Source organism: Rhodospirillum sp. A1_3_36 (assembly GCF_047263945.1).
Taxonomy (GTDB): Bacteria; Pseudomonadota; Alphaproteobacteria; order Rhodospirillales; family Rhodospirillaceae; genus Rhodospirillum.
In genome coordinates, this window is sequence record NZ_JBLAVB010000001.1 from 67031 (window position 1) to 79114 (window position 12084).

Sequence of the window (12084 nt, forward strand, 5' to 3'; positions counted from 1 at the left end):
ACAATGAGCTACGTCAAAAAGAGTGATGCGGGAGCGGATGATTTTCGCCAGGCAGGGGTTCCCCTCCGGTTTATGTTCTGGTTGGTGCTGCCTATGGCCATCTTTATTCTTGGGGCCATGCTCTACATGACGTGGAGAATGGGAGATTTCGTGCATGGATGATCAAACACGTCTGGAGGTCGAGGCGGCAGCGTTTCGCGGATTGGTGGCTCATCTGCGGCGCCGGACCGATGTCCAGAATATTGATTTGATGAATCTCTCCGGATTCTGTCGCAATTGTCTGTCCAAATGGCTGATGGCCGCAGCTAAGGAACGCGGTGTCGACATGGATTATGACCAAGCGCGGGAGGAGGTTTACGGCATGCCCTATTCGGAATGGAAGGCCAACTACCAAGCCCCGGCGTCTGGCGAACAACTGGCGGCGTTCAAGGCAGGTGTGGACCTGCACGCGTTCAAGGACCATTGACCCGGATCGGGGGCCGCTCAGTCCTGTAGATTGGGGACCACCTTCTGCAATCTGATTTGGAATCGGATTGCAGAAGGTGGTCCCCATCTTATTTTTGGGCGATTACCCAAACCTCTATTTTTTTAGTTCGAAGTCTGGGGCCTTTCGGCCAGCAACTGCCCGGGGTCTGTTGGGGGGCGGCCTCACTGGCCTTGTGGTCGGTATTTCCCGGGAAAGGCATGAAGGCATCCTGCATTTGCTGGTCTTCGGTGCAACGGCGGTCATTGCGGGTGCCAAACGCAACGGGAAAGCCCTTTCCCCTCTCATCGTCAAAGCCGGAAGGAAACGCAGCCCACACACGGGGCTATGCGGTGGAAGATGTCGCACTGTGGCGGACTTCCGAACGCGCTATCTGGCGGGAACGAATCGTGGAACCCTGCACGGAGGGGATATGGAGCTGTCACCCGGGCTTTGCCCGAAGAGTGATTGGATTCTGACTTTGGTGTGGATGCGGGCCTTTCCAATTGGGAGATGAAGAGAAAGGGGATGGGGCCCCAGGTTTCTTCGTTTTTGGCAGGCTGTGTGGAGACCTGCCCGTTTGATCAAATACTTCCAATTGTTTTCCAAGTTCTCAAGCGTTGTATTTATGGCGTATTCCACGCATGCTTTGGTTTCCAAAGGTGCGTATCTGGGGTGTCGTGGTGGTCTTGTAAGGCGGGGCGAAGGGAGGCCCGGGGATCGTCGATGACCCGGCGATACTGGGTGGAGTGGTGGGATGGTGATGATGGCTTGGGCTTCCCGGGCGATCGGCCTTTTGGTCGCGCTGGGAGTTGGTTTAACGGTTTTGGAAGGCGAGGCACAGGCTGCTGAGGGGCGGACTCTGTCTCTCCTTCAACTGGCCAATCTACTGGAAGACGATGCCGGTGATCTGTTGGGCGGGGGCGATTTGCTTCCTGCTGATCCCGTACCCGAACCGGCTGCGGCAGCTCCCTCTGCGGCGGAAGGGGATCCCCTCGGGGGCTCGCTACTGGACGACGGGGAGCTGTTGACCGAGGATCCCTCCTCGTTGCCCAGCACCGAAACCCTGTTCGCCGAGGAGGGGACCCCCGAAGACGAAGCGCCTCTTCTTTCCAAGGCAGCCCAGGACCATGCCCGTTTGTTCGAGGAAAGTGATTACCCTTCGGCCATCACTTGCGCCTCCTGCCATCCCCGGCAGTATGACGAATGGTCCGTGTCCCAGCATGCTTATGCCCAACTCAGCCCGGTCATGCTGACCATGCAGAACGCCATCAACGGCCTGACCTCCACCACCACCGGAGATTTCTGTCTGCGCTGTCACGCTCCGGTCGGATCCGAGCTGAACGAACCCCTGACGGCCTCCAACCTGGACCGCCATCCGGCGTCGCGTGAGGGGATCACCTGCGCGTCCTGCCACCGGATGAGCAAGATCTTTGGTCGGATCAATGGGCGCATCGTTCTGGAGAGCGGCGATATTTTCCGTCCCGTCTATGGTCCCACGGGCAATGCCGGTTTGCAGAAGGTCCTGGATAATCCGGAAACCTTCCGGGTCACCACCAGCCGCGACGAGCCGGGTCGGGACATCCATGTCAAGGTCGAGAAATTCTTCGCCCTGACCCAGCCCGAATTCTGCGGAACCTGTCACGATGTCAGTGTTCCCAATGGTCTGCGTATCGAGGAAGCCTTCAGCCTGTTCAAAGCCTCTCCTGCGGCGCGGGCGGGAACAACCTGCCAGGACTGCCATATGGGCAAGACCCAGGGACGGGCAGAGGGCTATGACATCGGTCCCGCCGCCACCGTGGGAGGAGTGGATACCGAACCCCGGCGTCTGACCAATCACTTCTTTGCCGGGCCGGATTATTCGCTTATTCATCCGGGGTTGTTCCCCAGCAATGTGGACGCGGCCAAGCTGAAGACCATGGGGGAATGGCTGGAGTTCGATTACGAAGCCGGATGGGGCACCGACGCCTTCGAGGACAACTTGCCCGAGGGGTACACATTCCCGGACTCCTGGGTTTCCATCGACGACCGATATGACGCTCAGGCCATTATTCAGGATCAACTCGCCAAGCTGGAATGGGCCAAGACCAAGCGGATGGAGGTCCTGCGCAATGGCTTCGACCTGTCCGATATCCGTGTGACCCGGGCTGATGCCGGGGGGGTGGACTTCGAAGTGGACGTCAAGAACATCAGCGACGGCCATGTGAACCCCGTGGGCTTCGATGCTGAGCGGCTGTTCTTCCTTCAAGTGACTGTAACGGATGGGGATGGGGCGGTGGTTTTCCGCTCCGGCGACCGGGATCCGAACGGGGATATCCGCGATCGCCATTCCCTTTATGTGGAGGAAGGCGAGGTTCCCTTGGATGATCAGGTGTTCAGTCTGCAATCCAAGTTCATGGCCCGTCTGAGGAACGGAGCGGAGCGGGAACAGGTGCTTCCCGCGCCCGTGGCCCTGACCGTCGCCCCTTTCATTCGACCCGAAGCCCGTCCTTCGGGGCTTTACGGGGCGTTCAAGGCCATCCGCAAGCACCGCAAGGGGATCTCCCCCTTGGACCATAGGACGGCGGCCTATTCGGTGAAGGGCGAGGCCCTGACCGGCAAGGGGCCCTACCGCGTGGATGTGGCTCTGATCAGTCAGGCCCTGCCCGTCAATCTGATCGGCACCATCCAGCACACTGGGTTCGATTATCGCATGACCCCAAAGGACGTTGCCGAGGCCCTGATCAAAGGGGCTGTCACCCTGCGTGAAACCAGCGCTGAGATTACCTTGGCGGGAGAGTGAGGTCATGACCGGAGGCATGAAGAACAGCGGAAACCGGGCTATGGGGCATCGCTGGACCCTGGCCGCCCTTTTCGGGGCCACGGCTCTGACCTCTCCCATGGGGGCCTGGGCGGCGGAAGACATGGAGTCTTCCCCTGAAAAGTCCAAGGCGGCTCTGTCCGACACTTACATTCCCATGGCGGGGCCGGATGTCGTGGGGCAACGGACGGCGCCAATCGTCGAGATTGGCAATCCGTTTCTGGCAACCGGGCGGCTGAGTGAACCCGTGGAGATCTTCACCGGTGCCGTCTGGACCCCCTCCATCCAGATCTTCGGGTCCTATCGGGCGGCCATCCAGGGCGTCGACGACGAACGGGCAAAACCCTATGTGGAACTCGTCAATCGCCTGAACCTGTTCGGCAACCTCCAGCTTTCGGGAACCGAGCGGATCCTGGTGGGCTTCACGCCGCTCAATGACGGCGGCAAATTCACCCGTTACGTCGTCGCTGGCGGTGATGAGGGCTTTCATTCGGAGCATGGCGCCCATCTGACAACGGCCTTTGCCGAGTTTCAGGTCGATCAGGTTTTCCCTTTCCTCGATCCCTGGGGCGGCGGTTTCCTGGATTTGAACGTGGCCGCAGGCCGACAGCTCATCGAGGCCCAGGATGGCATGTTGGTCAATGACACCATGGATTCCGTGGGCGTCGCCAAGAACAGTATCCAATTGCCGGGCAATATCCACGGGCGGGTGACTGGCATCATGGCCTGGAATGAGGTCAACCGGGGCAACAATCTGTTGGATGGAGACGCCCTGTTCTATGGGCTGTTCACCAGTTGGGATACCTTCAAGACCACCTATGACCTGGATTTTGCCTATGTGGACGGTCAGGCGGGCCGGGTGGGCGATAGCATTCATGTGGGGCTGTCCGCAACGCGGCGGTTCGGCCTGTGGAACGCTGCGGGGCGGATCATGGGCTCAACCGCGCTGGACGGTGATAGCGCCGGGGCCGACGATGGGGTGCTGAGCTACGTGGAGACCTCCACCTCCTTTCCCGGGGATGAGAATATTTTTTATGCCAATGGCTTCTGGGGGATCGGCTCGTTTACCTCTGCCTCCCGGGCGGACACTGCGGGTGGTCCCCTGGGGCGGACGGGGATCCTGTTCAATTCGGCTGATCTGGGTGCCTATGGCGCGCCCTTGGACAACCGGGGTCAAAACGTGGTGGGCGGCGCCGTCGGCTATCAGATGTTCCTGGGCGGCGTTGATCAGCAACTCACCTTCGAGCTTGGGGGCGTGGCCGATACCGTGGGGGATGACCGGGGCGGTGTGGGGTTTGGTGCGAGCTATTCCCGGAAGCTGACCGATCGGGTTGTGTTCCGCGCCGACAGCTATGTGGCCCACAACGAGGATGACCGGGGGACCGGATACGGACTTCGCTCGGAAATCCAAGTGATATTTTAAGTCCAGGTCCCAGGCCCCATGTCCCTCACTCCCACCGAAATCGCTGGCCTTCTTGCTCTGGGGAGCGCCCTTGGTCTCGCCGCCCGGGCCTGTGCCGTCTGGGTCGGCGCAAGGGCCGAAGACGATCGCCGATTGCGCACTCGTCTGGAGGCCTTCCAGGATCAGGTGGGGGATCTGTTGACCCGGGCTCGCGCCCTGCGCCGGTCCGAACGGGCAAGGTGGAAGGGCTGGCGGGATCTGGTGATCACTCGGATTGTGGAGGAGGGGCCGGATGTGCGCTCCTTCCACTTGACGGCCCGGGATGGGCGCCCTTTGGCGCCCTTCGAACCCGGGCAGTTCCTGACGTTCCGCCTCCATGTGGCCGGGGCCGGAAAGCCGTTGATCCGCTGCTATTCCCTTTCCGGTGATCCCGGGGAACTTGGGGAATACCGGGTGAGTGTGAAGCGGCTTTCGGGGCGGGAGGGGGCACCCGATGGTGTCGGATCCTCCCATTTTCATGGCCTGTCCGAGGGGGATATTGTCGAAGCCAAATCGCCTTCGGGTCACTTCTTTCTGGATCGGCGGTCCCGGCGGCCGGTGGTTCTGGTCGGCGGTGGCATCGGGATTACGCCGGTGTTGTCCATGGCCAAGGCGGTGGTCAGCCGCCCCGATGCGCCGGACTGCTGGCTGTTCGTGGGCAACCGGGACCGGCGGGGCAAGCTGTTCGCCGATGAACTGAAGTCCTTGAAAGCCGCTGGCGTCCGGGTGGTTCTCTGCCACAGCCGCCCCGAGGCGGATGAACGCCCGGGCCTGGACCATGACTTGGCCGAACGGGTATCCCTCGACCTGCTGCGCCGTGTGTTGCCCGATGGGCAGCGGCGGTTTCACCTGTGCGGTCCTGCGGCGATGATGGCCGATCTGGTCGCCGGGTTGGAGGCCTGGGGCGTGGCGGACAGCGATATCCTTTACGAGGCCTTTGGTCCTGCGACGGTCAAGAGGGCCTCTGCGCAAGCGGGGCCGGGCGACGAGGCTGCAGATGTGGTCTTTGCCAAATCCGGTAAGACCCGTCAATGGACACCGGCTGCCGGAAGCTTGCTCGATCTGGCCGAGGCTGCGGGGATCGCCCTGGAGGCCGGATGTCGGGCGGGCAATTGTGGGACCTGTGCCATTCCCTTGATCGAGGGGGAGGTATCCTACCTCTCCCCTCCCGGTGAGCCGCCGGAGGAGGGGACTTGTCTGCCCTGTGTCTGTCTGCCGAAGGGGCGGGTGGTCGTTCAATCCTGATCCAGTTCCCTTTTTCTGCTATAGTTTTCATCCGTTCAGTCACCATTCGGACGCGACCACCGAGAAGGATCCGCCCCCATGAACGCCGCCCAACACCCCTCTTCCTCGCCCTTTAGAACCCTGGCCCTCGCGGCCGTGACTCTCGTGGTCGCTGTCCTGGCCCTGGGAGGTGTCCAGGGAAGCCTTGCTGCGCAACCGAAGGATTATGCCAAAGTGGTGGGTCCGAAGGAATGTGCCGAATGCCATAAGGTGACGACCAAGGCTTGGCAGGCCTCTCATCATTTCGCCACCTTCACGGACATGCCCCGCTCCAAGGAGGGCCGCGAGATCGCCGAACGCATGGGGATCAAACGGGTGAAGACGGACAGTCTTTGCGTGGATTGCCATTTCACCAGCCAGGAAAAGGCCGGACAGGTGGACACCATTGCCGGTATTTCCTGCGAGTCTTGCCACGCCCCGGCTGGCGACTGGCTGAAACGCCATTCGGGATACAGTGGCAAGAAGAAGGGCCAGGAGACGCCCCAGGAAATCGCCAAGCGCTGGGCCGATGCGGAAGCCGGTGGCATGATCCGCCCCCATATGACCTACAAGCTCGCCAAGAACTGCTATTCCTGCCATATCACCCCAAACGAAAAGCTGGTGAACGAGGGCAAGCATAGTCCGGGTAGCCCCTTCGAGCTGGTGTCCTGGTCCCAGGGCGAGGTGCGCCACAAACTGTGGTACAATGACGGCAAGGCCAACCTGGAAGCCACCCCGGAACGCAAGCGCATGCTGTTTGTCGTTGGTGCCATGGTTGAGTTGGAGGAGTCCCTGCGTGCCGTGGGTCAGGCCACAGTGAAGGCCAATTACGCCGTGACCATGGCCAAGCGCGCCCAGATCGCGGCCAAGCGCATGGCCGCCATTGCCCAGGCCGTCAAGACCCCGGAGACTGCGGCGATCCTTGAGGTGGTCAAAGGCGTGAAGCTGAACCTGAACAATGGGGCAGCTCTGACTGCGGCAGCCGACAAGATTGGCGCTTCGGCCCGGAAATTCTCCGATGGCTACGACGGGTCGACCCTGGCTGCGGTCGATGGCATGATTCCCGGCTCGGACAAGTACAAGGGCAAGGTCTATCAGCCGTGAGGCAAGCGTCGGGAGTGAAGGGGAGAGGGTGTCCATGACCCGCAAGGGCGCCGGATGGCCGGATCGGTGGGACCGCCCCTTCGCGGGCGAGCCCCTATCGGATCGGGATCTGGAAAGAGCCCTGGCCCTGCCCCAATTCGTCTTCACCGATGAGGAGGGGTTCTCCCACCGCATGCCCTTCCGCGAGATCCTGCGCCATGATGCCCGGGTGGTGCGCTACCGCCGGGGGGAGGTGGTGACCCTGGCCGGGAGTTACGGAAGCTCCGTTTATTTCATCCTGTCCGGGTCCGTTCGCGTCTTCGTCGATCGGGATAATGACCCCGCCCTGTCCCAGCGGCGGAAAGTGGTTCGGGGGTCCTGGGGGCGGGCCTTGGCCCGGGTCGGACGGAAGGCCGGTCCTCCAGAGGTCCACCCGGATCCCAATGAGACGGGTGGAGGCGGCTTGGCCGGGCTCGCCCTGCGGGGCGGCGGGGACGATCGGCGGGTCTTTATCTCAGACTTGGACCGGGCGATCGAGACCACGAAGACCGTCACGTTGATGGACGGGCTGATGTTCGGGGAGATTTCTGCCCTCGCCCGGACGCCGCGGACAGCCTCGGTCATCGCCGATCAGGACTTGGAACTCCTGGAGATGCGGTGGCAGGGGTTGCGGGAGATCCGGCGCCGGGATCCGGTCTTCCGCAGCGTGATCGACGGGGCCTACCGGGAGCGCTCCCTGCGCAACCATTTGGCCGAAAGCCCCCTGCTTGCTCATTTGGACGCTGAAGCCCTGAAGACACTCAGCGAGCATACGGCCTTCGAGACCCATGGGGATTTCGAGTGGAGCGCTACCTTTCGCCGCATCCAAGGTCAAGATTACAGTATCGACGCCGAAGAGGCCCGCGATCTGGTGGCCACAGAACCCCTGATTGCCGAGGAGGGCACCCTGCCGGAGGGGCTTCTGTTGATCCGGCAAGGGTTCGCCCGGGTCAGCCGTGGCTTGGACCAAGGCCATCTGACCGTGGATTACGCCACGGCGGGCGATGTGTTCGGGCTGGAGGAACTGGTGGCTCAAGCCCGGACCGGCAAGCCCCAGCCCCTGCGCCATCGCCTGTCAGCAGTGGGCTATGTGGATATTCTGCGGGTGCCAACGGATCTGGCCCTTAAGCTGATCCTGCCCAACCTGCCGGTCGAGTTCCAACGGCGGGACCGGGGATGGAACGGGCAAGAAGAAGAGGGGGGGCCAGTCGGGATTGGCGCCGGGATTGGAACTGGGATTGGCGCCGGGATTGACGATGGGGAGGGACTGATGGGTCTCAATCGGACCCAGGCCTTCCTGGACTTTGTCGTGGACAACCGCATCATCAATGGCACCTCGGCCATGTTCATCGATACCGAACGGTGTGTCGGATGCGATGATTGTGTGTCCGCCTGTGCCGTCAACCATGACGGGGATCCCCGGTTCATCCGCCACGGACCCGAGCACGGATCCTGGATGGTGGCCAACGCCTGTATGCATTGCGTGGATCCGGTCTGCCTGATCGGCTGCCCGACGGGCGCCATCAACCGGGAAGACGGCACAGGGGATGTGTTGATTGACGATGGTGCCTGCATCGGGTGCGGGACCTGCGCCCAGGCCTGTGCCTATGGCAATATCCGCATGGTGGAGGTCCGGAACACCGACGGAACAGTGCGGATGGATGGGGAAACGGGGCAGGTGGTCAAAAAGGCCACCAAATGCGACCTCTGCGCCGGATCACCGGGAGGCCCCGCCTGTGTTCGGGCTTGTCCCCATGATGCTCTGCAACGGGTCGACATGCGGGACCGGGCGACGGTTCGGACCCTTGCCGAGCGGTCATCGAGCCGCCGTTGGATGCGCCGGGCCGGAGACTTCGCCTTGGGGGGCGTGCTCTTGGTCGGTCTGCTGCTGGGGCTCGAGGCCTATGGGGGCGATTTGGGGGATACCCGCTTCGCCAGTGGATGGATCCTGGGGGGAGTGGTGCTGGCCATGGCTGCGTTCAATATTCGCAAGAAGCTGCCGTCCCTGCCTTTGGGGCGGGCGGCCACCTGGACCCGGATCCATGTTGTCTTAGGTTTGGTGGCTTTGGGGTTGTTCGTCTATCATGGCGGCGCGCGCGCGCCTGATGGACTTCTCGAAGTGGGCCTTTGGGTCCTGTTCCTGGGCACTGCGGGTAGCGGTCTGGTTGGTCTGGCCCTGTCCCGCTTGTTGCCCAAACGGTCGGGGCGGGACAGGGAACGCCTGTTGTTCGACCGTATCCCCCGCTTGCGGGCCGAGCTGGAGACACAGGCAGAAGCCGCCGTTCTGCGTGCCATTGAAGCCACGGGGTCCGAGGCGATCCGCTCGTTCCACGAGGGCGTTCTGGCGCCCTATTTCGCCGATGTTCGGAACATGGGGGCGCATCTTCTAGGGGGAGCGCCCCTGACCGACATGGATCGGCGTCTGGTCGCTCTGGAACGTTATCTGGAAGCCGATGGACGGGAGGCGCTCGCAGAAATTCGGGAACTTGTGGGGGCAAAGGATAACCTGGATCGGCAATATGCCCGTCAGGCCGTCACCCGTGGGTGGCTGTTTCTGCATGTTCCCTTGACCTTGGCCACGGTGATCGCTGCGCTTGCCCATTTGGTGGTCATCCAAGCCTTTTCGCCCTGGGGACTTTGACCGTGGGGACATCTCCGCACACCCACACCAAGTTGCAGCTCGTGGATCCCCGGTCCAGTGGCTATGACCGAACCAACCGGGATTGGATCTGCGGGCGCGCCCGTCTGGGGAAACCCTGTGCGGCCGGGCCAGATATCTCGGGTCGCTGCGGTCTCCAGGCCGATGAGGGGGGTGGGGCCGGGGCCGGGGATCCTCCCTGTCGGCCGCGCCGCTCCTGGCGCTCCCGGCGCGGTTTGGTTTCCCTTTGGGTTGGATTGTTGGTCCTCGGGCTCGTGGCCCTGGGGCTGGGTGGCCATTGGGTGGAGGAGGTCGCGAGCCCCGGCCCCGTTTCCCCCCACCATGCCGCTGTTGCCGATTGCGCCGATTGCCATGACGCGCCGCTGGACGGGGGGGCCTTGCCCCTGATCTCTGCGGCCCTGGGGCTGAAGGGGAACGAGGGACCAGCGGATGAGGGAAAATGTCTGGTTTGTCACGCTGTCGGGGATCATCCCATGGCTCCCCATGGCTACGGCCCTGACATTCTGGAGGCCAAGCTGTACGCTGCGATCAGTCGGGCCAGGGCCGTCCATCCATCCCTGGCAAAGGGGGCGGAAAAGGATGGGGGGGAAGACCACCTGGTGTGTTCCACCTGCCATCGGGAGCATGGGGGCGACGCAAATCTGGTGAGAAAGGCCGCCGCGCAAACCTGCCAGTCCTGCCATGCCTGGGGTGAGATCGCTTTTCCAGGGGCGCATCCCCCGTTCCAATCCTATCCAGCCAAGCGGCGGACGACTATTTTCTACGATCATGAGTCTCACAAGAAGCAGTACTTCCCGGATAATCCGACCTTCGCCCGGAATGACTGCAAGGATTGTCACCTTTTGGCCGACGACGGAGGCCGCATGGTCAACAGGTCCTTGACCACCATGTGCCTGGATTGCCACGGGCGGGAAACGGAGGCCCCCGTTATGGGGCCGTCGGGGGTGGTCTTCCTTAATCCGCCCGGGTTCGATCTGGACACTTTGGCGGACAAGGGGCTGGGGGTGGGCCAATGGCCGGTCTTCGCTGAGGCTCCGCCCTCGGCTTTGACACGCATGATGCTGACGGGAGATCCGGACACGGCGGCGGCCCTGGATCGGTTGGACGGAAAGCCGCTGATGGATTTGACAGATGCGCCGCCCGAGGTTCTGAAGGATGTCCAGACCCTGGCCTGGGGCGTGAAGGATCTGCTCGTGTCCCTGCGGGATCAGGGGCCAAAGGCCGTCCTTACGCCCCGGCTGGAACGGGTGTTGGGTCGGGCGCCTACGGAAGAGGAGGTCAAAGCTCTGGCGGGCGGTTTGCCCCGGGATGTGCTGGCCCAGGCGATCGCCCATTGGTTTCCCGCTCTGGACGCAGAGGTGGCCGCCCACGACAAAGGTGAATTGGTTCCAACCGTGCCTTTGATGGACGGTAAACCCATGGTGCCAGTGGATGTTGCGCCCCCCGTTTCTCCGGCTGAGACAGCGACGGAAGACGGGGGGAGCATCCTGGGGGAGAAGTCTTCGATCCTGGGAGATGAGGGGATCCTGGGAGATGAGGGGATCCTGGGAGGTGAGGGAGGTTCCATCCTTGGCGAGGAGAGCTCCATCTTGGGGGATACGGGGTCTGGTGGGGATACCGGTTCGATCCTGGGAGACGAGGGATCCATTCTCGGGGGAGAAGACGGCGGGCTCTTAGGCGCCGATGCATCCATGCCAAGCTTGGAAGACTTGACGTCTCAACCAGAACCCGAGGGGGAGGCCGGTGGGGACGGAGAGCCCCAGAATCACACCAAGGAACTGGCCGCGGCGGATTGGGCCAACCTTGGTGGATGGTTCGACGAGGATTTCGCCATCCTGTACCGACCGGCAGAGGTGATCGACGATACGATTCATAAATGGATTGACCTGTCGGGGGCACCGGGCTTTACCCATGGGCGATCATCTCCTTTCCAGGAGCTTGCCGCCCCTGGCGCAGTCAGCGCCTGCGGGAAATGCCACGGGTTCACGGGGACGCCGGAAACGGGGCTCGCCCTGGAATGGGTGCCGCACATGCCCGCCCAAGGGGCGACGGTCTTCCGCCATGCGCCCCATGTGACAGCCCCCCAGGTTGACGGGTGTCGAAGCTGCCATGTGATGGGTGAGAACTCGGCGGCTCTTCAGGCGTCGTTTAAACAGAACAACCCCCTGGATTTCCGGTCTAACTTTACGCCCATGACCGTCAAACAATGCGCCACTTGCCACACATCGGAGAAGAGCGCACTTGGGGCCTGTTCCACCTGCCACCGATACCATCCGGGGGGCGTGGCGCCAGCCTTCCCCGAAGGGAGACATGCGGACCTGGATTAGAGCATTTTG

Annotated in this window: 8 protein-coding genes; all 8 read left to right on the plus strand. The window is 62.5% G+C overall.

The window, feature by feature from the left end; translation table 11 throughout:
• Window positions 1-3: 3 nt before the first annotated feature.
• A complete protein-coding gene (locus ACLIRY_RS00295; RefSeq protein WP_413203342.1) occupies window positions 4-162 on the plus strand; it encodes a hypothetical protein in 159 nt (52 codons plus the stop codon).
• The gene (locus tag ACLIRY_RS00300) at window positions 155-466 is read left to right on the plus strand and encodes a DUF1244 domain-containing protein (RefSeq protein WP_413203343.1); all 312 of its coding nucleotides are present in this window, start codon (window positions 155-157) and stop codon (window positions 464-466) included. Before ACLIRY_RS00295 ends, ACLIRY_RS00300 begins: the two co-directional genes overlap by 8 nt.
• Window positions 467-1220: 754 nt before the next feature.
• A complete protein-coding gene (locus tag ACLIRY_RS00305) occupies window positions 1221-3245 on the plus strand; it encodes a multiheme c-type cytochrome (protein ID WP_413203344.1) in 2025 nt (674 codons plus the stop codon).
• Between the two features lie 4 nt (window positions 3246-3249).
• The gene (locus tag ACLIRY_RS00310; RefSeq protein WP_413203345.1) at window positions 3250-4686 is read left to right on the plus strand and encodes a hypothetical protein; all 1437 of its coding nucleotides are present in this window, start codon (window positions 3250-3252) and stop codon (window positions 4684-4686) included.
• A gap of 18 nt (window positions 4687-4704) precedes the next feature.
• Window positions 4705-5949: a 2Fe-2S iron-sulfur cluster-binding protein gene (locus ACLIRY_RS00315; protein WP_413203346.1), complete on the plus strand. Its 1245-nt coding sequence runs from the start codon at window positions 4705-4707 to the stop codon at window positions 5947-5949.
• A 78-nt stretch (window positions 5950-6027) separates the two neighbouring features.
• Window positions 6028-7071: a cytochrome c family protein gene (locus tag ACLIRY_RS00320; RefSeq protein ID WP_413203347.1), complete on the plus strand. Its 1044-nt coding sequence runs from the start codon at window positions 6028-6030 to the stop codon at window positions 7069-7071.
• Window positions 7072-7105: 34 nt separating this feature from the next.
• Window positions 7106-9730: a 4Fe-4S dicluster domain-containing protein gene (locus ACLIRY_RS00325; protein ID WP_413203348.1), complete on the plus strand. Its 2625-nt coding sequence runs from the start codon at window positions 7106-7108 to the stop codon at window positions 9728-9730.
• 2 nt (window positions 9731-9732) lie between these two features.
• Entirely contained in the window at window positions 9733-12075 is a 2343-nt protein-coding gene (locus tag ACLIRY_RS00330; protein ID WP_413203349.1) for a cytochrome c3 family protein, read from the plus strand.
• Window positions 12076-12084 lie beyond the last annotated feature (9 nt).